Origin of the sequence: Planococcus sp. PAMC 21323 (assembly GCF_000785555.1) — a bacterium.
Lineage (GTDB): Bacteria > Bacillota > Bacilli > Bacillales_A > Planococcaceae > Planococcus.
The window spans coordinates 2,886,775-2,908,165 of record NZ_CP009129.1 but is presented as its reverse complement, the minus strand read 5'-3'; the positions used below and the strand labels follow the sequence as shown (position 1 = coordinate 2,908,165).

22 protein-coding genes are annotated in these 21,391 nt (G+C 39.4%); 14 read left to right on the top strand and 8 right to left on the bottom strand.

Going from position 1 to position 21,391, the window contains the following annotated elements:
* Positions 1-136 precede the first annotated feature (136 nt).
* Positions 137-1,666 carry an FAD-dependent monooxygenase gene (locus PLANO_RS14335; protein ID WP_038705111.1) on the bottom strand — a complete coding sequence of 510 codons (1,530 nt, stop codon included), beginning with the start codon at positions 1,664-1,666 and terminating at the stop codon, positions 137-139.
* 217 nt (positions 1,667-1,883) lie between these two features.
* Here PLANO_RS14335 and PLANO_RS14330 point away from each other — a divergent pair, with 217 nt between their 5' ends.
* A complete protein-coding gene (locus PLANO_RS14330; protein WP_038705110.1) occupies positions 1,884-3,098 on the top strand; it encodes an MFS transporter in 1,215 nt (404 codons plus the stop codon).
* 9 nt (positions 3,099-3,107) lie between these two features.
* Here the strand turns inward: PLANO_RS14330 and PLANO_RS14325 are convergent, their stop codons facing one another.
* Positions 3,108-3,659 (bottom strand): helix-turn-helix domain-containing protein, encoded by a 552-nt coding sequence (locus PLANO_RS14325; RefSeq protein ID WP_038705109.1) that lies wholly within the window; start codon positions 3,657-3,659, stop codon positions 3,108-3,110.
* A gap of 583 nt (positions 3,660-4,242) precedes the next feature.
* On the opposite strand from PLANO_RS14325, the gene PLANO_RS14320 reads away from it, so the two are divergent.
* The 13 genes from PLANO_RS14320 to PLANO_RS14260 all read left to right on the top strand — a co-directional run bounded on the left by PLANO_RS14320 (position 4,243) and on the right by PLANO_RS14260 (position 14,445).
* Positions 4,243-5,265, top strand: coding sequence for a sialic acid TRAP transporter substrate-binding protein SiaP (locus PLANO_RS14320; RefSeq protein WP_038705108.1), 1,023 nt, complete (start codon positions 4,243-4,245; stop codon positions 5,263-5,265).
* A 19-nt stretch (positions 5,266-5,284) separates the two neighbouring features.
* Positions 5,285-5,752, top strand: a complete 468-nt coding sequence (locus tag PLANO_RS16125) for a TRAP transporter small permease (RefSeq protein WP_038705107.1) — start codon at positions 5,285-5,287, stop codon at positions 5,750-5,752.
* Complete coding sequence (locus tag PLANO_RS14310; protein WP_038705106.1) at positions 5,753-7,033, top strand: TRAP transporter large permease; 1,281 nt, start codon at positions 5,753-5,755, stop codon at positions 7,031-7,033. It abuts the gene before it with no gap.
* A 19-nt stretch (positions 7,034-7,052) separates the two neighbouring features.
* A complete protein-coding gene (locus PLANO_RS14305) occupies positions 7,053-7,967 on the top strand; it encodes an ROK family protein (RefSeq protein ID WP_038705105.1) in 915 nt (304 codons plus the stop codon).
* Entirely contained in the window at positions 7,964-8,806 is an 843-nt protein-coding gene (locus tag PLANO_RS14300) for a MurR/RpiR family transcriptional regulator (protein WP_038705104.1), read from the top strand. The genes PLANO_RS14305 and PLANO_RS14300 overlap by 4 nt, the downstream gene beginning before the upstream one ends.
* A gap of 44 nt (positions 8,807-8,850) precedes the next feature.
* Positions 8,851-9,540, top strand: a complete 690-nt coding sequence (locus tag PLANO_RS14295; protein ID WP_038705103.1) for an N-acetylmannosamine-6-phosphate 2-epimerase — start codon at positions 8,851-8,853, stop codon at positions 9,538-9,540.
* Positions 9,541-9,571: 31 nt separating this feature from the next.
* Positions 9,572-10,438 carry an N-acetylneuraminate lyase gene (locus tag PLANO_RS14290; RefSeq protein ID WP_038705102.1) on the top strand — a complete coding sequence of 289 codons (867 nt, stop codon included), beginning with the start codon at positions 9,572-9,574 and terminating at the stop codon, positions 10,436-10,438.
* Between the two features lie 224 nt (positions 10,439-10,662).
* Complete coding sequence (locus tag PLANO_RS14285; RefSeq protein WP_038705101.1) at positions 10,663-10,989, top strand: PTS sugar transporter subunit IIB; 327 nt, start codon at positions 10,663-10,665, stop codon at positions 10,987-10,989.
* A 154-nt stretch (positions 10,990-11,143) separates the two neighbouring features.
* A complete protein-coding gene (locus PLANO_RS14280; RefSeq protein ID WP_038705100.1) occupies positions 11,144-12,064 on the top strand; it encodes an ABC transporter ATP-binding protein in 921 nt (306 codons plus the stop codon).
* On the top strand, positions 12,057-13,013 hold the full coding sequence (locus tag PLANO_RS14275) for an ABC transporter permease (RefSeq protein WP_038705099.1): 957 nt from the start codon (positions 12,057-12,059) through the stop codon (positions 13,011-13,013). The genes PLANO_RS14280 and PLANO_RS14275 overlap by 8 nt, the downstream gene beginning before the upstream one ends.
* A 22-nt stretch (positions 13,014-13,035) precedes the next feature.
* Positions 13,036-13,461, top strand: coding sequence for a DUF4064 domain-containing protein (locus PLANO_RS14270; protein ID WP_038705098.1), 426 nt, complete (start codon positions 13,036-13,038; stop codon positions 13,459-13,461).
* Between the two features lie 119 nt (positions 13,462-13,580).
* The gene (locus tag PLANO_RS14265) at positions 13,581-14,165 is read left to right on the top strand and encodes a DJ-1/PfpI family protein (RefSeq protein WP_038705097.1); all 585 of its coding nucleotides are present in this window, start codon (positions 13,581-13,583) and stop codon (positions 14,163-14,165) included.
* A 52-nt stretch (positions 14,166-14,217) separates the two neighbouring features.
* The gene (locus tag PLANO_RS14260; RefSeq protein ID WP_038705096.1) at positions 14,218-14,445 is read left to right on the top strand and encodes a hypothetical protein; all 228 of its coding nucleotides are present in this window, start codon (positions 14,218-14,220) and stop codon (positions 14,443-14,445) included.
* 160 nt (positions 14,446-14,605) lie between these two features.
* Here the strand turns inward: PLANO_RS14260 and PLANO_RS14255 are convergent, their stop codons facing one another.
* From PLANO_RS14255 to PLANO_RS14230, 6 genes are all read right to left on the bottom strand, one after another.
* Positions 14,606-15,082 carry a nucleoside deaminase gene (locus PLANO_RS14255; protein ID WP_038705095.1) on the bottom strand — a complete coding sequence of 159 codons (477 nt, stop codon included), beginning with the start codon at positions 15,080-15,082 and terminating at the stop codon, positions 14,606-14,608.
* A 166-nt stretch (positions 15,083-15,248) separates the two neighbouring features.
* Entirely contained in the window at positions 15,249-15,923 is a 675-nt protein-coding gene (locus PLANO_RS14250; RefSeq protein WP_038705094.1) for an ABC transporter ATP-binding protein, read from the bottom strand.
* 1 nt (position 15,924) lies between these two features.
* Positions 15,925-16,959, bottom strand: a complete 1,035-nt coding sequence (locus tag PLANO_RS14245; protein ID WP_038705093.1) for an ABC transporter permease — start codon at positions 16,957-16,959, stop codon at positions 15,925-15,927.
* Between the two features lie 174 nt (positions 16,960-17,133).
* Positions 17,134-18,504: a sensor histidine kinase gene (locus PLANO_RS14240; RefSeq protein WP_038705092.1), complete on the bottom strand. Its 1,371-nt coding sequence runs from the start codon at positions 18,502-18,504 to the stop codon at positions 17,134-17,136.
* Complete coding sequence (locus PLANO_RS14235) at positions 18,501-19,175, bottom strand: response regulator transcription factor (protein WP_038705091.1); 675 nt, start codon at positions 19,173-19,175, stop codon at positions 18,501-18,503. Before PLANO_RS14235 ends, PLANO_RS14240 begins: the two co-directional genes overlap by 4 nt.
* A 131-nt stretch (positions 19,176-19,306) precedes the next feature.
* On the bottom strand, positions 19,307-21,343 hold the full coding sequence (locus PLANO_RS14230; RefSeq protein WP_038705090.1) for a PAS domain S-box protein: 2,037 nt from the start codon (positions 21,341-21,343) through the stop codon (positions 19,307-19,309).
* Between the last annotated feature and the right edge of the window lie 48 nt (positions 21,344-21,391).

The window sequence follows — 21,391 nt, the reverse complement described above, 5'->3', positions numbered from 1 at the left end:
CCAAAGCAATCAGTGCGGTTTTATAGTTTTACGAACTATTTTAATAATCTCTGTCTACAAATGAAAAGGACTTCAATAGCTGAAGTCCTTTTTTTGATATTTAATTTTATAACCCACACTAAGGCGCTAAATACCGTTAACGTGCGTGAAAAGCCACTAGTTTAAACTCATCTAAATAGTCTTTCAATACACCCACGTCTTGTTTCTTGTTCGCTACAGCCACATGTCCATCAGGACGCACAAGGTACAGGGCATTTTGTTGGAAACCGGCATCTTTCATGTCAGATTGCCATGGAAACTCATAAAGCTGTAAAGACTGCGTATGGGCAAAATCCAACAACTCTTTGCTTGCTTTGCCGTATACATGAATTTGCCAATCAACAGATTGCAGTGGAGAAAAATTGTCACTATCGGCGAATTGGATCCAAGGCAAGCGCATGCCCGCAAAAACTTTGCCAGCTTTGCCTTTGCTAAGGGCGCTGTCCCGGTAATTGATATGAATTTGAGACAATATTTTAAAGCCCGTCTTTTTAACAAATGCCAACTTAAACATGGAAGGCAAAATATACGGCACGGCAACTTTGCGCAATAAGGTACCGCGAAGGTGCTGGTTGATAATGGTTTGAAATGCGCGGTCCGTCGTAGCGACTAGTCGCCTGGCAAAAGCAATACGCTCTGTTTCATACGTATCGAGCAAAGAAGGCGCGGCTTTCCCTTGTAGTACCGCTGCAAGTTTCCACGACAAATTGAAGGCATCCCCGATCCCGGTATTCATCCCTTGTCCACCTGCTGGGCTATGAAGATGTCCCGCGTCTCCCAATATAAAAATACGTCCTTTCGAAAAATGCTCACTCACGCGGTAATGCACGCGATACGTCGAAAACCAATTGACGTGTGAGGCGTTGACTTTGATCTTTGTTTCAACGTATTCACGAATGTGATGGTATTCAATATCTGGAATCTGACTTAGATCTTCAGGCACTACGCCAAGGATTCTCTTTGTCTGGTCGTTTCGAACAGACATATACAACATAAAGCCATCATCATCCATATACATGTCCATCTTTTCCATTTCGTCTTCTGGTATTTCGGTTTCGACATCTGCTACGAAAAACAATTGCTTATATGTGCCGCCAGGAAAATCAAAACCTAGCCCTTTTCGGACCGTGCTTCCTGCACCGTCACATCCACATAAATAATCAAAATCCGCAGTTTCTTCAGAAATCCCCTCTTTTTTTAATATCGCTTTTACACCTTCGCCAGTATCTGTAAATGAAGATAATTCCGTATCCCATTCCACATTAATACCTAATTTATTCAGTTCATCTACTAAAATGTCTTCATGTTCATCTTGTGGCAAACTGAGAATCATCGGAAATGGACTCAGCCCTTTGCCAAAATCGCGAAATTTCAAATTGGCTTTTACTTCTTTTCCATCACTCAAATCGAGTGATAAAATCGGTTGTCCTTGTTTAACAATTCGTTCGGATATGCCCAGCTGTTGGTAATGTTCGAGTATCCGCGCATGCACGGCGAGTGCCCGAGAGGCAGTACCAGTTCCGGATTTTTTTTCGATAATCCGAAAAGGAATATCAAAACGAGCCAAGCTATATGCCAAGTCAAGTCCAGTTGGACCAGCTCCTACAATCAATATTTGTGGTTTCACAATGAATACCTCCTAATTAGATTAAAGGATAGTAAAAGTTGAAGTCCTAAAATTTCTGGTAAAGATTCGTTCACTTAAAAAATCTCGTACTATTACTATATCCGTTATGGAGGTATTTCAAGCAAACCATGCTTGTAAAAGTGTTTTTCTCGTTGACAAAATTATATTTACCGTTAAAATATATTTTAACGGTAAATATAATTTGGGTGGTGCAGAAATGTTTGATAATAAAAACAGTCGAAATCTCTTTTTAGGAAGACTTGTTTCAACTTCGGGAGATAGCCTATACGAAATTGCAGTGATTTGGTACGTCTTTGAACTCACACAAAATGCTTTTTACACAGGACTAGCCGCGGCCATTGTCATGATTCCTAAATGTCTTAACTTCTTATTAGGTCCATTAATTGAGGGTATGAACAAAGCCAAAGTATTAGTTTATGCCCAGTTTTTTCAGTTCTTTTTAATGCTCTTGATTCCAATCGGGATATGGCTAGGGTACGAATCTGTTTTTCTTGTTCTCGGTATACTGTTTTGCATTTCTTTTCTGGAAAATTTCCAAGGAACTGCTGAAATTGCGGTCGTCCCTAAAATCATTTCGAAAGAAAATCGTGGAAAGTTCAATTCGTGGATCAACAGCTCACAGCAAATGGTCGACATCGCGATGAAATCCGTCTTTGCCGGATTTATATTGACGATTGGTGTACAAAACATTTACTTGTTCAACGCATTTAGTTTTCTAGTAGCGGCAGTCTTTTTTAGTTTGTTAAAGATAAAGTCAACATCGAGACAAGACCAACAGCAAACGAAAGACTGGACTGAATACAAGATGAGCTTAAAATCCGGCTTTGCTTATTTTTTTAAATCGAAAATCATTTTTATTTGTTTACCCTTTTTAATCGCTAACTTTTCGTTTGGTATGACAGAAGCCATTCTCCCGGTTTACGCTCATGAAAGAGGAGGAGCTGAACAATACGGTGTCTTTATCCTTGCCATCACGCTCGGTAACCTCACAGGATCGTTGCTGGTAGTGAAAGTCATGAAGTATCCGCTAGGACTCTTAATGATTGTCTTGCCATTACTGTCATTTCTTTTTTGGTCGTCATCGATCGTCATGGATCACATTGGAATTTCGACGATTCTTTTAGGCTTGGCATTTATTCCGTTTGGGATGATGAGTATTTTACTGATTACCTTTTTACAAACATCAATTGAAGAACATTTGCTAGCAAGAGTGTCGTCTATTATTGATAGTGTTTTAGTATCTGCGATGCCACTTGGTGCTTTGCTTGGCGGGATTTTATCACCTGTTGTAGGCGTTGGAAACATGATGCTAGTGAGTTCAACAGGTTTATTGGCTATCGTGTTTTACTTTTTGCTCAATAAAAACATTCGCTCTTTGCCAAAAATTGAAGACATTCAATTACAAGAATAGAAAAAGCCATTAAGCTTTTGTAGGCTTAATGGCTTTTGTGTTGGTTTCATAGGTCAGAATTGAAAATGTATAATCTGTTGTCTCTTCTGTAGAAGAGCGGCTGCTAACCAATTTTTCGATCTCCTCATTCACCTTTAACCATTCAGCATGAGTAAGTGAAACCGTAGCTTCTCTGTACATAGCACGCGTTTCGACTGCATTTTCTAAATCGGCTTTCAATAAATTCGCACCTTTATTGAACGTCAAAAACATATGAGACAAGAGTGCTGCTGAATTCTTGCGCGCAAGCTCTCCTTCAATAGATAAAAACTCCTCGTTAGTACCAAAAAGCGGACGAGAGGTATAATACTTTTCGATTAAGTTGCCAACTTGTTTTTCTTCACTCACTTGAACAAGTCCTGTATCCAAAAGCTTTTGGATCGGGTAATACAGCCTCGAAGGCTTGTCATCCAATTCACTAGCAATTTCTTTCACCGTTTTGTCTACAGCTTGAATCGAGTACAAAATCGCTTCTATTTTAGGGTCAGCAATCAATTTCATCAAATCAAAATTACTCGTCATGAGTACACTCCTTTGCCATGCATCTAAATTAATTTTAACGGATTAAATTATTTTAACAAGAGACGATAAAGGAGAATTTATTAAAGTCGCTTCATTTGTATGGTTTATAAAAATTTTCCCTTCATATATTACAAGACCTTCAGTTTCTTCCTCAGAAAATTTCAAGACACAAGGTAACTCAACACACGAGGATTCGGAGTGCAAGGCGGCGACTCCTGCGGAAAAACGGAATGATGAGACCCCGCAGGAGCTTGCGACGAGGAGGCTCAGCGTTCCGTCCGCGGAAAGCGACCGCCTGGAACGTAGAATCCCATATAAATAAGACGAAAGAAGCGAAGAGACTTTTCTTTGCTTTTTTTTACTGTCTTATAATTTAGAAAACCGCTATATTAAGAAAATATTCAATTTACCTATTCTGACAACCAACAGTCAAATATTAAAATAATGTTGACAGAAAACTCTCATAAAAGTATACTTACTTTAATTTAGTGAAAGTATACTGTCAAAAATAAATAAAAATTGAAAGTTAGCTTTCAGTTTTTGTAAGCACTTTCATTAAAAAAGGAAAAAGGGGAGAAAAATCATGACAAAACGTTGGTTATCAATAGGGGTATTGTTTTTAGCATTATTCATCTTAGGCGCATGTTCATCAAGTGAAGAAGAAAGCGGCGGGGAAGAATCTGCTGAGAAATTTGAATTGAAATTCGGAATGGTTGCTGGAAACCAGCAAAACGAATACAAAGCAGCTGAAAAATTAGCAGAATACGTAGACAAAGAAAGTGACGGACGTTTAACAGTAAAATTATATCCAAACTCTCAATTGGGCGATGACCGCGCAATGCTAGAACAAGCAAGCGAAGGATCATTGGATATCACATTAGCTGAAACTGGACGCTTTGGAATTTGGGTACCACGTGCTTCTCTAATGGGCTTGCCATACATTGTCGATAACTACGAACACATCACAAAAGTATTAAACGATACAGAGTACGGCAAAGGCTTGAAAGAAGAGTTAGCAGCAGAGCATAACTGGGTACTTGCAGGAAATGCTTACAACGGCACACGTCAAACAACATCAAACCGTGCAATTGAATCATTAGCAGACATGAAAGGCTTGAAACTACGCGTACCAGAAGCTCAAAACTTGCTAGACTACGCGAACTTTACAGGCGCATCTGCAACACCAATGGCATTCACGGAAGTTTACTTAGCGTTACAAACAAACGCTGTAGATGGTCAAGAAAACCCATTATCAACAATCGATGCACAGAAATTTTATGAAGTACAAGATTACTTAGCAATTACGAACCACGTATTAAACGATGTTAACTATGTAGTAAGCAAACAAACAATGGACAAACTACCAGAAGACTTGAAAGAAATTTTCCAAGCAGGTATCGAAGAAGCAACAACGTACCATACAACTCTATTTGAAGAGCAAGAAGCAAGCTTAGTAGAGAAGTTTAAAGAAGAAGGCATGACGGTAACAGAGCCAGACCTTGAAGAATTCAAAACAGCAGTATCTGAAGCTTACCCATCATACCTTGAAGAAATTGGTGAAGGCGCAGAAGACTACTTGAAAGAAATTCAAGGCGCAAACGATTAATTAGGAATCAGGTGAAATCATGAAAAAGTTTTTGGCAAATTTTGAAGAGATTGTGGGCGGGGTTCTTTTTATCATCATGTTGATTGTCTTGACGATGCAAATTTTCTCCCGCCTCGTTCTTGATCAGCCGTTAACATGGTCAGAAGCATTAGCGAAGTTTATCTTTATCTATGTTGGCTACTTAGCGGTATCCATTGGGATAAAAGAAAATGGACATGTGTATATTGATTATTTTGTTGAAAAGATGCCAAAAGCGATTCAAAAAGGGTTGAATTATGTATTCCAATTCGTCATCCTAATCGTATTGTTACTGATGGCGTATATTGGATACGAAATGGCTTTGCGAAAAGTGCCGGTTGATATTGTGGCATTAGGAATTTCGTATGTGTATATGTATAGTGCTCTTCCACTTCTTTCGGTATTGATGATTTATCGTCTTCTTGAGCGCAACTACCGAGAATGGCGCAATGCGAAGGAGGAGATTTAAATGGAAGTGGGCATTATCTTTATCATCTGGCTGCTGCTTCTGTTTTTAGGAATGCCAGTTGGCTTTACATTAATCGTTGCGGCACTCGCATACTTCGCGATGACTGATTGGAGCTTAGTGTTCTTCTCGGGAGCAAAGTTAATCGATAGTATCGATAGTTTTGCGTTACTGGCGGTTCCATTTTTCATCTTAACGGGAACGTTGATGAACTCTTCAGGAATCACAGAACGAATTTTTGCTTTTGCGAAATCATTGGTTGGTCACTATAGTGGTGGTCTTGGCCATGTAAATATTATGGCTTCTCTTATGTTTTCAGGAATGTCTGGATCGGCTTTGGCAGATGCTGGCGGACTTGGGCAGTTAGAGATCAAATCGATGAGAGACGAAAAATACGATGACGATTACGCAGGCGGTTTAACAGCAGCTTCGGCTATTATCGGGCCAATTATTCCACCGAGTATTCCACTCATTATTTATGGCGTGATTTCGGATCAATCGATTGCTCGTTTGTTTTTAGCAGGTGTGTTACCTGGATTGTTAATGACGTTTTCACTAATGGTTGTCGCTTATATTTGGGCGAAAAAGCGTGGCTATCCGAAAGCACCAAAAGCTTCGTTGAAAACAAGGTTTTATCATTTTAAACGCGCATTTTGGGCGTTGTTAACACCGATTATTATCATTGGCGGGATTTTCTCTGGATTCTTTACGCCAACTGAAGCGGCAATTGTCGCAACGCTTTATGCAATGTTCTTAGGATTCTTTGTTTACAGAGAGCTTAGCTTTAAGCTATTGTTCACAAATGTCGTTGAATCAATGAAATTAACCGGTGTTGCGGTATTGATGATCATGGGTGTTGAATTTTTCGGCCAAATGATTGCGCACGAACAAGTCGCGATTAAAGTCGCAGATTTCTTCTTGAACGTGACTGATAACCCGATTGTTTTATTGTTATTGATGAACTTGTTACTTATATTCTTAGGTATGTTTGTTGAGTCATTAGCGTTATTGATTTTATTGGTACCGATTTTAGTGCCAGTCGTACTTGTAGCAGGTGTCGATCCTGTACACTTTGGTATAATTGTTATTCTAAACTTGATGATTGGAATTTTGACGCCACCGATGGGCATGGCCTTGTTCGTTGTATCACGGGTCGGCAACATTCCGGTAGCCACTTTAACGAGAGGCGTAATACCATTTATCATTCCATTAGTCGTTTGTTTACTATTAATTACGTTCTTCCCGCAGATTACGTTGTTCTTACCTGACCTATTATTACCTTAAAAGAAAGTTGGAACCCCACATGTTACTAGCTGTATTCGATATTGGTGGAACAAATATTAAATATGGTGTTGGGGATTCTGAAGGTAATTTAGTTGTTGAGAAAGTGACGCCAACGGAAGCAGCTAAAGGTGGAAAAACACTAGTTGAAAAGATTAAAGAGCTAACAAAAGACCTTCAAAAAGAATGGGCGATAGAAGGCGTCGCAATTAGTACAGCAGGATCGATTGACTCAAGAGCAGGTAAAGTAATTTATGCGACAGAAACCATTCCAGGCTATACGGGGATGAACGTGAAAAAAATACTTGAAACTGAACTTCAGCTCCCGGTCGAACTTGAAAATGATGTACATTGCGGTGCGCTTGGTGAACTCTCAAAAGGCGTAGCGTTAGATGCTCATCACCTATTATTTCTGACGATTGGCACAGGAATTGGTGGTTCACTGGCGCTAGATGGGCAAATCCATAAAGGCTCTACTCATTTAGCCGGAGCCATTGGTCATATGAATCTCTACCCTAACGGAAGACTTTGTTCATGCGGACAAAAGGGATGCTTTGAACAATATGCATCTGCTAGCCGTTTACAACAAAAAATCCAAGAACTAGATCCACAGCAACAATTGCCTGCATTTATGGAGAAAGTTAAACAAGGTGACCACGAGTCGCTCAACTTATTTCATGAATGGCTAGCTGATTTGGCGCTTGGCTTACAATCCTTGATTTATGTTTGGAATCCTGACTCTATTGTTATTGGAGGCGGGATTTCAGCTCAAGGAAAGTGGCTAGAGCAAGAAATTGAGAAAGCTGTTTTCAAAAACTTGCTAGATCCCTTCAAAGAAAAGCTCATCATTCGTTTAGCGAAGAATGGTAATCGATCAAATTTGTTGGGTGCCATTAAAAACTATGAAATCCAACAAGCGAGGCGAGATGCTAAATGAAAACACAAACAAAACTAGTCGGTCTTAAACCGACGCTATTGATGGCACAGATGAAAGCTGATTTTACAAAATCAGATACAAAAGTATATGAATATATTATGGGGAATAAAGATCAAGTTCTTTATCATTCTTTAACGGAAATGGCTGAAGCTTGTGGCGTTGCAGAAGCAACATTATTACGTTTTTTCAGGAAGTTGGACTATAAAGGCTTCCAAGACTTTAAGTTTATGCTTGCTCAAGAAATTTCAACAACCACTCTAGAAACCACTGAAGATACGTATGTAGATAAAGTGAAAAACAATGTCATTCAAGTGATTACTGAAACGTCCGATGTAATCAGCGAAGAACTGTTAGAACAAGCCATTATCAAAATAGCAGAATCTGAAGATGTCGTGATTTTCGGGGTTGGCTCATCTGGAATTGCAGCACTCGATATGCAAAACCGATTGATGCGAATTGGCAAAAATGCCAGCGTCATAACCGATTCACATTTTCAAATGATGCGAGCAGCTTCGATGACGGAAAAGACAGTTGTTATTGCCGTTAGTTTAACTGGCAGTACGAAAGATATTGTAGACGCAGTAAGTGCATCAAAAGAAAACGGTGCAACTGTGATTGCTTTAACTAGCTATACAAAATCCCCTTTGACGAAATTTGCTGATTTAGTCTTATTATCCTCTTCAAAAGAAAGTCCACTAGACAGTGGATCATTAGTTTCGAAAATATCTCAGCTGTATTTAATTGATTTGATCTGTACAGGGTTAGCGATGAAAAATGTAAAAGAAGCAAAAGCCGTACAATTAAAAATCTCAGAAAACACATCCAGTAAACTGTATTGATTGAGTACGAATTTTACATTATTGAATATTAGGGAGTAGTCATTATGGATAAACAGTCATTACTAGCAAAACTAAAAGGTGGGCTCATTGTCTCGTGTCAGGCTCTAGAAGACGAACCGCTACATAGTTCGTACATCATGTCTAGACTAGCAGTAGCAGCTCAAGAAGGTGGAGCTATCGGCATTCGAGCGAATAGCTATGAAGACATCAGTGCTATAAAAGAACGGGTCGACTTGCCAGTCATTGGTATTGTAAAACGCGATTACGACGACAGCAACGTATTTATCACAGCGACGTTAAAAGAAGTAGAAGAAGTAGTGAAATCGGGAGCAGAAATCGTTGCTCTTGATGCAACAAATCAGCTAAGACCAAACGGCCAAAGCTTGGATGAATTTTACGCAGAAATCCGACATGCATTTCCGGATGTGTTATTAATGGCGGATATTTCAACCTTTGAAGAAGGTGTCAAAGCAAGTGTGCTTGGTTTTGACTTAGTTGCCACAACACTTTCTGGCTACACACAATACACGAAAAACGCAGTGCTTCCAAATACGGAGTTGATCAAATCTCTTACTGAAGCGGTAGACACCCCAATAATGGCAGAAGGCGGTTACTGGCGTCCAGAAGAGCTTGAACAAGCGATGGCTTACGGCGCTCACGGTTGCATCGTTGGGTCAGCTATTACACGACCACGAGAAATCACAAAACGTTTTGTCTCAAGTCTCAACAAATAGAACACATTATGATAAAGGGAGCGGTTATAAGATGAAAGGTTTATTTACAGCGTTAATGGTTTCTTACGATAAAGACGGAGAAATCAACGAAAAAGGATTACGTGAAATTATTCGATACAATTTAGATGTAACAAAAGTAGATGGTTTATACGTAAACGGCAGTACAGGGGAAAACTTCATGATTTCTACTGAAGAAAAGAAAGAGATTTTCCGCATTGTAAAAGACGAAGTAAAAGATCAAGTCGAGTTGATCGCACAAGTCGGATCAGTCAACTTGAAAGAATCTCTTGAGCTTGCTAAATACGCAACTGATTTAGGCTATGATGCACTTTCTGCCGTTACACCGTTTTACTATAAGTTTGATTTTGAAGAAATCAAAAACTACTACAACACCATTATCAATTCAGTAGACAATAAAATGATCATTTACTCAATTCCATTCTTAACTGGCGTAAATATTAGCATTGATCAATTTGCAGAGCTATTTGAAAATGAAAAAATCATCGGTGTGAAATTCACAGCGGGTGACTTCTATCTATTAGAGCGCATGAGAAAAACATTCCCGGATAAATTACTTTATGCTGGATTTGATGAAATGCTTTTATCCGCAGCTGTTCTTGGAGTAGATGGTGCGATTGGGAGTACGTTTAACGTTAACGGACAACGCGCGCGTGAAATTTATGAGCTGGCAAACAAAGGCGAAATTGCCAAAGCGCGTGAAATCCAACACGAAACAAACGATTTCATCACAGAGCTGTTAAACAACGGCCTTTACCAAACATTAAAAGAAATTTTGAAAGAAAAAGGCGTAGACGCAGGTTATTGCCGTCAGCCAATGAAAGAATTGACAGAAGAAAAAGTAGAAGTTGCGAAGAAAATGGCTGCGAAATACTTTTAAGATTTTTAATCACGAAACAAAACTTTCACCTCTTGTAGTAGAGCGTTGAAAAATTTAAAAGGAGTACCTCCATAAGTTTGGGATGAAAATGAGATTTATAAAATCCTGAATAAACGGGAGGTACTCTTTTTTTCTTTGTGGTAGTTTGTCAAATTAAGTGCAACAGTTCTTCTTCAAAGGCTTCGGTGGCGGTTTGCCAGTCCAGACACTTTCATGGACGATGATTGATCAAGAAATTTAACTTTAAAACTCCAGGACGTGAAGATGAAAAAACAGATGAAGTTGTAGTAGATGAAGTGGCTGTTGATTCGCAAAAGAGCCGTCCGCATACAATCATCGACGCATTTGGAGGAAAAGGGAATATTGTAGACCTTGATAACTGTGCGACACGACTGCGTGTAACGGTTAAAGACCCGGAACTGGTAAAGAAAAACGCGTTTCCTGCGACTGGCAGTAAAGGAGTCATTATGAACGGAACGGGAGTTCAAGTTGTCTATGGACCTCAAGTATCCGTTATAAAAAATGAAATCGAAGAGATACTCGAACAATAAAACTGAAGAGCGCATAAAAAATTCTGCCGATGACGAAAATCGGCAGAATTTTTTTATTAACTTTTTGATGTTTTATCTCATTTCCCATTTATAGGAACTTTCTCTTTTCTCGTTCGTAAAGTTAGGGGGAAACATAATTTATGGAGGCGAGTTTATGTCTAAATCAGCCATGCAATTGGTTAATTTGAAAAAGACGATCGGGAAAAAGCCGATTATTAAAGGATTGGATTTTGAGATCAAAGCAGGAGAAGTATTTGGGTTTTTAGGACCGAACGGAGCGGGTAAGACAACAACGATCCGCATGATGGTCGGATTGATCGATATTACAGAAGGCGATGTACTGATTGAAGGAAAAAGCATCAAGACTGACTTTAAGAATGCGATTCAGCACGTGGGCGCAATCGTCGAAAATCCGGAGATGTATCCATTTTTAAGTGGTTGGAAAAATTTGCAGCATTATGCGCGTATGGTCAAAGGTGTGACGGAAGCCCGCATGAACGAAGTGGTTTCACTTGTCGGTTTAGGCAACGCAATTCATGAAAAAGCAGGGCGGTATTCACTAGGTATGCGCCAACGTCTCGGAATTGCGCAAGCGTTGTTGCACAGTCCATCGATATTAATACTAGATGAGCCAACGAACGGTTTGGATCCATCGGGTATTCGGGAGATTCGTAAATACATACGCAATTTAGCGGAAAAAGAAAATGTGGCAGTTATTGTTTCGAGTCATTTGCTTTCGGAAATCGAATTAATGTGCGACCGGATCGGCATTATTAAAAATGGTGAATTGGTTGCGATTGAAAACGTGCAGAGCGTTGAAACTGAAGAAACATTACATGAAGTTTATATCGAAGCAGAACCGCTAGCACCTGCTAAAACGTATTTGGAAACACAATTAGCAAACAAAATCGGAATAACCGCTAAAGAACTGTCGATGTCGGTTAAACGTGAAGAAATCCCGGCTATTTTGAAGAAACTTGTAGAACAAGGGATCAACATTTATGGCGTTCGTGTGCTACAAGCGACGCTAGAGGATAAATTCTTTGACTTGATTGGAGAGAATACCATTGAGTAATTTCTTAAACTTAATCTGGAACGAACAAATAAAATTATATGCTCAAAAATCAACGTGGGTTATGTTTATCGCCATTTTTGCAATCGCAGTTGGTGGCGGGCTGTTAACAAAATACATGGGCACGGAATCAGACTTTAAAGAATACGGAAACAATTGGCAAGCAGAGCTTCAAGAAGAAAATGCGCAGCTAACCGCTGAGATGGAAAATGATGAATTTATCCAAAGCATAAATCAACCGATGATTGAAGAAAATAACTACTATTTAGAAAATGATATTAAACCTGCACCTTATGACGGCTGGGAGTATGTACTAGAAAACAGTTTCCTTTCGTCATTAATCAGCTTGTTCACCATTGTCGTGGCAGCTGGAATCATATCAAACGAGTTTAAATGGGGTACAATAAAGTTATTATTGATTCGTCCCATTTCAAGAACAAAGATTTTATTCTCAAAATATGTATCCGTATTGGTTTTTGCACTTACATTGCTCTTATTCTTATTGGTAACTTCTTGGATGACAGGAGCCGTATTGTTCGGATTAAATGGCTTAAATCCATCATTAGTTCAGCAACAAATAGAAGGCTTTGTTCAAGTAGGTGTGCTTGGTGAAATTGTTGAAGCATACGGGTACAGCTTGGTCACTTTAGTCATGATGGCGACGTTCGCATTTATGATTTCGGCAATTTTTAGAAGTAGTGGTATGGCAATTGGACTGGCGATCTTCTTAATGATGGCAGGTAATACGATTGTTGTATTTTTCGCACAATATGATTGGGCTAAATATATTTTATTTGCCAATACTAATTTAAAACAGTATATGGCTGGTGGTATGCCGATCAATGAGGACATGACCTTAACGTTTTCAGTTGTGGTGCTCCTTGTTTACTTTATTGTGTTTTTAGGAGCAGCATGGACAGCATTCACTAAGCGCGACATCGCAGGACAATAAACGAAATTTGAGGAGGAAGAATATGAAACGAACAGCAGAAGTAGTCTTAACAATCATTGGTGCGCTAGGTTTTGTATTTATCGCAGCCATTGGAGGTATAATGATTTGGCTTCAAAACAACAGAGGAATTATGGAAGAGTCGTTTAATGAAATGGCCGCAGAAACCCCTGAAATAGGTATGGGCGATTTGGATGAAATGCTGAATATGCTGGGCACTGGAGGATGGTTTCTTGCGGTTGCTTCAGTAGTCGCAGTAATTTTAGGAATTGTGGCAATGGTTTTACTTAAAGGAAACAAAAAGCCTGTAGTAGCGGGGATTATCCTAATTGCTACTGCGGTAATCGTCTCGTTTGTAACAGGTGGAGCCGGTATTTTAGCAGGTATTTTCTACCTGATTGCTGGTATTATGGCGCTTGTACGAAAGCCTAAGATTGTGATTGAGGGATAAATTAGTTTGATAAGATGACTTGAAGTATACGAGTGTATATTTCAGGTCATTTTTTCTTTTTGAAAGGCATTTGTGAAAACCTAACGATCCTATAAAATCTAATATAAAGGAGAGATTCGATGACAAAGATATTATTACTCTTAGCTAATGGATTTGAAGCTTCTGAAGCGAGTGTCTTTACGGATGTGATGGGGTGGAACAAGTGGGAAGGTGACGGCTCTACAGACGTGGTGACTGTCGGAAAGCATCCCCAATTACAATGTACGTGGAACTTTCAAGTGATTCCAGAGCAGCAGCTAAGTGATATATCATTAGAAGAGTTTGATGCGTTAGCGATTCCTGGCGGTTTTGAAGAAGCAGGATTTTATGAAGACGCATTTAGTGAAGATTTTCAAGAAGTCGTGCGTTATTTTGATGCGCACAAAAAACCGATTGCTTCGATTTGTGTCGCGGCATTAATGGTGGCACACAGTGGGATTTTAGAAAACAAACAAGCTACCACTTACGATCACCCAACAAGCAAACGACGCGATCAATTAAAACAATACGGTGTACAAGTGATGGATCAGCGAATTGTTTGTGAGGACTATATTATTACTTCTTCCAACCCAGGAACGGCGTTTGATGTGGCTTTTGAACTGCTTGAAATGGTCACGTCAAAGGAAAATAAAGAAAAAGTAAAAGAATTGATGGGGTTTGCGTGATGAAGTGTTAATGAAGAAAGTACGTTGTAACGATAATAAGGGGGAAGTAGCCGTGAATCGATTTGATATGAGTTTCAAAAATAAGAAAGTGAAAGTGTATTTTGTTGTTATGCTGCCATTAATTTTCATAGCTACATTATTAACGTTTGTTTTACCGATTGAATTTCAACCAATCGCGTCTTTAATTGTTATTTTGGGTCTTGTCGGGTATTTAATCTGGTTTTTAGTCGATAGAAAAAAAGACAAACCTCAGAATGGTCATGGGGGAAGCAAGAAGTAGCTCAATTAGGGAGGATGTTGGGAGCTATCAACACGAGCAATCGTATTGATCGGAACGATGTTACGAAAGTTATAGCTCAACTAAAAAAAGATGGATGACTATTAGAAGTCATCCATCTTTTCATCAGTATAATCTAGTATGTGCAGACTAGGACAGTTGGTCAGGCTTTTTTCGTCCCGTGTTTTTCATTCCAACGTTTGTAGGGATCAAGTCTGTCAGCGTGATCTAGTTGCTCCATAGGCAAGCGGCGATCTTCAACTGATTTTGGGTATTCATCGTAAAAATTTTCTAGCTCAAAATATTTACGGTCATCACGGTAATAAGTTTTGTATTCTTCCCTTGTCGTGATATACGTTACTTTTTTAGGGCTGCAGTAATACATAGCGCCTAAGCACATAGGACATGGGCTAGCCAAAATATAAATTTCACAATCTGTTAAGTGTTCAGTGCCTAACTTTTTGCAGGCATCTTGAATTGCAAGCGTCTCTGCATGTGCGGTAGGGTCGTTTGTTTGAGCCACTTGATTTGCGCGTTCAGCAATAATTTCATCCCCGCGCGTAATGATGCATGAAAAGGGTCGTCCGCCTTCGTCAACGTTCTTATTTGCCAATTGAATCACTCGTTCAATAATATCCATTGTATACACCCTCTCGTCAAAACTATTTATTGTAATAACTAAGCTATTCCCGACTGCTTAATTTTCAAACTAATGAAGAGATAGGTGTTCTTTAAAAGTGACAGAGACAGTGAAAAAGAAGGACGCAGCTATTTTAGCAACGTCCTTCTTTGTTATCTTTTATAGATTAACTCACTAATCCATCTTTCATCGTAACGACGTGATCCGCATACGACAGCATTTCTTCGTCATGCGTCACCATTAACGTTGTAATGCGTAAAGTTTTCGTCAAATCATGGATCAGAGTCATTACTTCTTTTGATCGTTTTGAGTCGAGACTTGCAGTAGGTTCATCGGCAAACAACATTTTCGGTTTGTGGATTATTGCCCGGGCAATAGCAACCCGTTGTCTCTCACCGCCGGATAAGGAAGCCGGATAAGCATCTTTTCGGTGATTCATACCGACTTGTCCAAGCAATTCGCCAACTTCTTGTTTTTGCTGTTTTTTCGACAATTTAGTTCCAGCTACATCAAGCATAAGCAATAATTGTTCTTCTACCGTTAGAAACGGCACTAAGTGAGCTGCTTGGAAAACAAATCCGAACTCACTAGCTCGTATTTTCCGAATTTGTTCAGAAGACATATCGGTCATGTTTTGTCCGTTAAAAACAATTTGACCATCTGATGTTGGTTGTAATCCTGCTGCAATGGTTAATAATGTACTTTTACCAGAACCGGAAGCGCCGACAAGCGCTGTGATTTCACCTTCTTGAAGAGACAAGTCGATTCCTTTTAATATTTCTTCTGCGACTTCACCATTTATAAACGTTTTTCGTACTTCTTGAGCTGCAAAAATCGTCATATTAAACCTCTCCTTGTTGAATTGCTTGTAATGGTTCGACTTTTTTAATTTGGATACCAGATAAAGTAGCACCGATAAAGCCAATAACTAAAAACACAATCGACAATTGAATTGTTACGGTAGCGGTTAAGCTAAACGGCATTCCTGCTGGTGCGAATTGATTGAATAATTGGCTCAACGTAATGGAGAATACAAGCGCGATGGTCGTAATAAAGAACATTTGCGTCCACATCATTTTAAACAAGGTACTTGTTTTCACACCGATCGCTTTTAAAATACCATACAAGCCAATTTTTTGAACGTTCATCATATAGAAGAAAATCGCAAACAATAGGGCACTGATAACTACTAAAAACCAAACAATCATGTTAAGTGAGAGTTGTTCAGCGCTATAACTTGGAATAGCTGAAAGAAACTCTTTGTTTGTATAAGATTCGAGACCTGCAATGGTTGGGTACTCGTCACTTTCAGGGACGAACATCAATTGCATTTCATCCGTACGGTATATTTCTTTGTAGTTTTCCATGTTGATAAATGCAACGGGTGCGTGGCTGTATTTTTGCTGCTCCGCAAACCCTTTAACCACAAACTCTCCGCTAAATTGATCATTCGTCAAAGTATCGCCAACTTTTATGCCGGCTTCTTCTAAAGAACGATCGAGTACAACTTCACCAGCTTTTACATCTTCAAACAGTGGGGAATCCGTCGTCGTGACAAATGCCACACTGCGTTGTTTGTCATCTTCATCATTTAAAAAGCCCATTTGAATCGATAAGGCAACTGCATCTTTTGTTTCTGCCAAGGTTTGATCTTGAACTTCTAAATCGATTCGAGACAAGTTATGCGTACCTTCTGCATCTTCGGCCATGTAAAACTGACCGTCTGGTAAATCTTTAACAAGCGCAGCATTGTCTTGTGACAAGCCATTCGCTAGTCCTGATATGATAAACGTCAATAAACTAACGAGAAAAACAATCGAACCTAAAATGGCAAATCGTACTTTATTTTTTTTAATTTCTTTCCATGCGATGTTCATGGTAACGCCTCCGGTTTCTTTGATAACTTTACTATAAGCTGTCAACATGAACGGAACGTGAACGAAGGGTAACATTCCAAAATAACTAGTGATGTATATGGCTGGAATGAAAATAAAAATAAAAAAGCTGTACGCAAACGTCATAAAAAACGTTTGCGTACAGCTATATAAAATCTAGATACGTGGAAGTGTAACTTGAACAGTCGAACCTTCACCAATCGTGCTGGAAATTTTGACGGTTCCGTCATGTAATTCGATAATTTCTTTTACAATCGCGAGTCCAAGACCAGATCCTTTTGTCGAACGTGTACGTGCTTGATCTGCCCGGTAAAAACGGTCAAAAGCGTGTTCCACTTCAGTTGATGACATGCCGATGCCTTCATCCTGCAAGTCCAAGACTACGTGATTTTCAGTTGTCGTCAATCGAACTTCAATGGAGTTACCAGGTTCACTGTATTTGATCGCATTGGTCAGTAAATTTTCCCACACTGTCTGAAGAAGGACGCCGTTTCCTTGGACTCTTCCTTCAGCGAGTTGTGCCGAGATGCCAAGTTCTTTTTCTTCAAAAGCATAACGTAAATGCGACAAAGTTTGCTGAAGCTGTTGGTCGACAGACACCGTTTCAACCAACTCAGCAGCTTCCGCATCAAAGGACGCTAAGGTGAGCAATTGTTTCGTCAATAAAGACAAGCGGGTCGTTTCATCTTGAATAACTGCCATGTGCTGTTCTTTTTCTTCTTTACCGATGCCTTCTTTTTGAAGCAAAGCTAAATAACTTTGAATTGTATGAAGTGGTGACTGAATATCGTGAGACACATTGTGAACAAATTCTTTTCGTTTTAAAGTAGATTGCTCGATTCGTGAACGCATCGTAGAAAATTGATCTGCGAGACGGCCAATTTCATCTTTCCGGTGAATGGCCAGTGGGACATCGAATGTTTCTGTTGCCATTTTTTCAGTCGCTTCAGTTAATTTGGTAATTGGTTGAATCAGTAACCTCGCAACGACTAGCATGCCAATAAAACTCAATAATATGATGGCAACGGCTAGACCGCCAAATAACAAATGAAGCTCTTGGAACAACAATCCGATATTTGGTCGCATAAACAAGGCATGCGGTTTGCCATCGAGTCTAACAGGAACGCCGACCGTATTTTTTAGTTCATTCGCAAAAAAGCCGGTCACAAAGGTTTCTCTAGGAAAGTCGCGTATGCCGTTAAATTCCGCCCCGTCTAATACTTGTTGAACTTCCGAAGGATTGATCGTCTCGTCTCGGTAGTCGCCGCCATAGCGTTCGACTGTTTCACCATCGGTTACATAAAGTTGATAGCCAGCATCGCCTAACGTCATCAATGCATCACGTGTCTCGTCTGCAGGAATATCATCCAAGAAATTAGCGAATGATTGGGCGATGGCCATGTTTTTATCGTTGTTTTCTCCTTTTAACTGGCTATGGTAATAAGCATTCATCCCGAAAAAGGCGATGGTGCTGCTGATCAACATAGTAGCAAAGGTAAACCAAATGAATTTGACGTAAAGACTCATGTGACAACCTCCAGTTTATACCCCACACCTCTCACCGTAACGATTTTCACATCAGGCGCGAAACGTTCAAGTCGTTGACGAAGTCGTTTTACATGAACGTTAATGGTTTGTTCGTCCCCTTGAAAGTCAATTCCCCAAACGTTCTCAATGATCAAGTCGCGACTTAACACTTGTCGCGGTTTTGATGCCATTAAAGCCAGTAACTCAAATTCTTTTAATGGAATAAACAAGATGCCATTGGGTGATTTTACTTCATAGCTTTTCAAGTCAATGCTTACAGAGCCAATAACAAGCAAATCATCTTCAGGATGATCGTATCTACGCAATATGGCTTTAACGCGATATAACAATTCCTTCGCTTCAAAAGGTTTAACCAAATAATCATCTGAACCTGCTAAAAATCCGCGCTCTTTATCTTCAATATGATGCCTAGCTGTCAACAAAATAACCGGAAGATCGTACTCGGTCCGAACAATTCGCGTCAGTTCAAAACCATCAATGCCCGGCATCATCACATCTACCACAGCTAAATCCATGATTTCATCTTCTAATATATCCAAGGCCTCTTCGCCTGAAGTGGCCTCTACGACTTCATAACCAGCTTGCCGAAGCTCAGCTGCAATGAAACTCAACATATGTATATCGTCATCAACCGCTAATATCCGAATCATTCCAATCAGCCTCCTTGATTTGTATTATACAATGAACGGGTATATTTGTAGATTTCTGAGGACGTCATAAAAACAAGCTCATCCTCTTAAAAGGGTGAGCTTGTTCGTTTAAGCGGTCGTTTTGCATCGAGTTATCTCTGACCTTCTTCATAAACACGATAAGTGTCACGACCGGCTTTTTTTGCTTCATATAAAGCTAAATCTGCGTGTTTGATCAGTTGTTTTTCATTAACAGCGTCATCCGGGTATAAAGAAATACCAATGCCTGCCCCCATTGTGATTTTGTGGCCGTTAAAGAAAACGGGCGCTTCATAGGACTTGAGAATTTGTTCGGCAGTAGCAATTGCAATGTCCAAAGAGTCGATGTCAGGTAGAATAACCCCCATTTCATCTCCACCTAATCGGGCTGCGGTATCACCAGGACGAATCGAGGCTTGTAGCCGGGTAGCCATTTCTTTAATGACAGCGTCTCCTACATCATGACCAAATTGATCGTTAATTTTTTTGAACTTACGGCCATCTAGCATTAAAACAGCGATTTTTTTATTTGTCCGAGTTGCTTGAAGAACCGCTTTTTCTAATTTGTCGTCAAAACTGCGGCGATTTGGTATGCCGGATAAATGATCATGAAACGCCATTTTAGCAATATCACTTTGCAGTCTTTTTCGTTCTGTCACGTCTCGAGCGAGTGTAAATAATTGAGTCATTTCTCCATTTGAATAAACGGGGGTAGGAGAAACTTCCATCCAAATATAATGACCATCACAGTGCAAGTAACGAACGTCGAGTGCAGTAGGTTTTTCTCCATTAATCAAAGCAGTTACGTTGTCTATTAACTTGAAGGTATCTTCTGGATGGATATTTTGAGTAAAGAGCTTTCCAATGTATACGTGATCCGGAAACCCTAGAATTTTTTCGCTGGCAGGGGAGACATATTCAATGTGTCCAGAAAGATTGATTAACGTAATAATATCTAATGTGCTTTCTGTAATTAGTCGATATTTTTCCTGGCTTTTCTGAAGTTCTTTTTCCACTTTTTTAAGCTCTGTTACATTTTTAGATATAATGGTTGCGCCTACTACTTCTTTTTTTTCATTCCGGACAGGGGAGTAAGAGGAGATGATATTCAGTAATTTCCCTGACTTGGTTATACGAACGGTATCGTGTGATTCAATCGTTTCTCCTTGAAGAATTCGCTTTAACATGGCCATTTGAGCAGGCTTCATCTCTTGAGGGATAATGGATCCTTTTTTATTGATCATTTCTTCTTCAGTAAAACCAAATATTTCTTCAAATGCAGGATTTGCACTTAATATATCTCCCTTAGCATCGATGTAAAAAATCGGGACAGCTGAATTTTTCCAATAGATTTCTAACTTTTCTTTAGCTTCATTTAAACTCTTTTTCGCGTAGGTGACTTCCGTTATATCGGTCACTACGGCATGCATGCCCACCAATTTTCCATCGAGCAGTATCGGTATATTTGTAGCTTGAAGATATAAGAGCTTGCCATTTTTATGACGGTAGGCAAATTCATAACGTTCAAGTCGATTGTTGTGTAAAGTTTCGTAAAAATGATGTCGAATTTTTTCGATTTCGGTCGAAACAATCATCGATAAGAACGATGTTTCTAGCAATTCCTCCGCAGAGTAGCCGGTAATTGTTTCTGTTCCGATATTGCCGCTCTTTAAATGTCCATTTGCGTCGAATTCAAAAATACCATACGGATGGTTTTCCGCTAAAGATTGATAGCGCTGTTCACTTTCTTCTAAAAGGAGGGCAGTTTTTTTCAGTTCTGTTAACTCTTTAATGGTAACTAAAATATAAATGCACTGCCCACCGTCTGACAGGATGGGATTAAGCATAATATCTCCAAGAATAGAGCCATCTTCTGTTCGAATCGTTTCAGTAACTTCTATTTTAGTTGTTGAAGATTGGACTTTTCGATAATAGTAAAGCGGGATATGTGCAGATGATAAGACTTCTTCTAATTTTTTTCCGATATCGGTCTTTTGAAGAGAAAGGATGTTGCAAGCGGCTGGATTTGCGTAAACATAACGAAACGTCTCGTGATCTTCAGCTATTAAAAAAATAGGATCTTGTATCAAGTCGAGTATTTCAGTAGAAGCTAAAACAGGATGTTGAGATTTGTCTATAAAATTTTTCAAAACTGTAGACCTCCTTTCAGTTTATAAGTGTAAAGCAGCGTGTTCACT

Coding starts and splice junctions, on each gene's coding strand:
- PLANO_RS14300 (WP_038705104.1), top strand. CDS start 7,964: ATGAAAACACAAACAAAACTAGTCGGTCTTAAACCGACGCTATTGATG.
- PLANO_RS14255 (WP_038705095.1), bottom strand. CDS start 15,082: ATGGATATTATTGAACGAGTGATTCAATTGGCAAATAAGAACGTTGAC.
- PLANO_RS14290 (WP_038705102.1), top strand. CDS start 9,572: ATGAAAGGTTTATTTACAGCGTTAATGGTTTCTTACGATAAAGACGGA.
- PLANO_RS14325 (WP_038705109.1), bottom strand. CDS start 3,659: ATGACGAGTAATTTTGATTTGATGAAATTGATTGCTGACCCTAAAATA.
- PLANO_RS14330 (WP_038705110.1), top strand. CDS start 1,884: ATGTTTGATAATAAAAACAGTCGAAATCTCTTTTTAGGAAGACTTGTT.
- PLANO_RS14265 (WP_038705097.1), top strand. CDS start 13,581: ATGACAAAGATATTATTACTCTTAGCTAATGGATTTGAAGCTTCTGAA.
- PLANO_RS14240 (WP_038705092.1), bottom strand. CDS start 18,504: ATGAGTCTTTACGTCAAATTCATTTGGTTTACCTTTGCTACTATGTTG.
- PLANO_RS14305 (WP_038705105.1), top strand. CDS start 7,053: ATGTTACTAGCTGTATTCGATATTGGTGGAACAAATATTAAATATGGT.
- PLANO_RS14320 (WP_038705108.1), top strand. CDS start 4,243: ATGACAAAACGTTGGTTATCAATAGGGGTATTGTTTTTAGCATTATTC.
- PLANO_RS16125 (WP_038705107.1), top strand. CDS start 5,285: ATGAAAAAGTTTTTGGCAAATTTTGAAGAGATTGTGGGCGGGGTTCTT.
- PLANO_RS14310 (WP_038705106.1), top strand. CDS start 5,753: ATGGAAGTGGGCATTATCTTTATCATCTGGCTGCTGCTTCTGTTTTTA.
- PLANO_RS14245 (WP_038705093.1), bottom strand. CDS start 16,959: ATGAACATCGCATGGAAAGAAATTAAAAAAAATAAAGTACGATTTGCC.
- PLANO_RS14235 (WP_038705091.1), bottom strand. CDS start 19,175: ATGATTCGGATATTAGCGGTTGATGACGATATACATATGTTGAGTTTC.
- PLANO_RS14295 (WP_038705103.1), top strand. CDS start 8,851: ATGGATAAACAGTCATTACTAGCAAAACTAAAAGGTGGGCTCATTGTC.
- PLANO_RS14280 (WP_038705100.1), top strand. CDS start 11,144: ATGTCTAAATCAGCCATGCAATTGGTTAATTTGAAAAAGACGATCGGG.
- PLANO_RS14270 (WP_038705098.1), top strand. CDS start 13,036: ATGAAACGAACAGCAGAAGTAGTCTTAACAATCATTGGTGCGCTAGGT.
- PLANO_RS14250 (WP_038705094.1), bottom strand. CDS start 15,923: ATGACGATTTTTGCAGCTCAAGAAGTACGAAAAACGTTTATAAATGGT.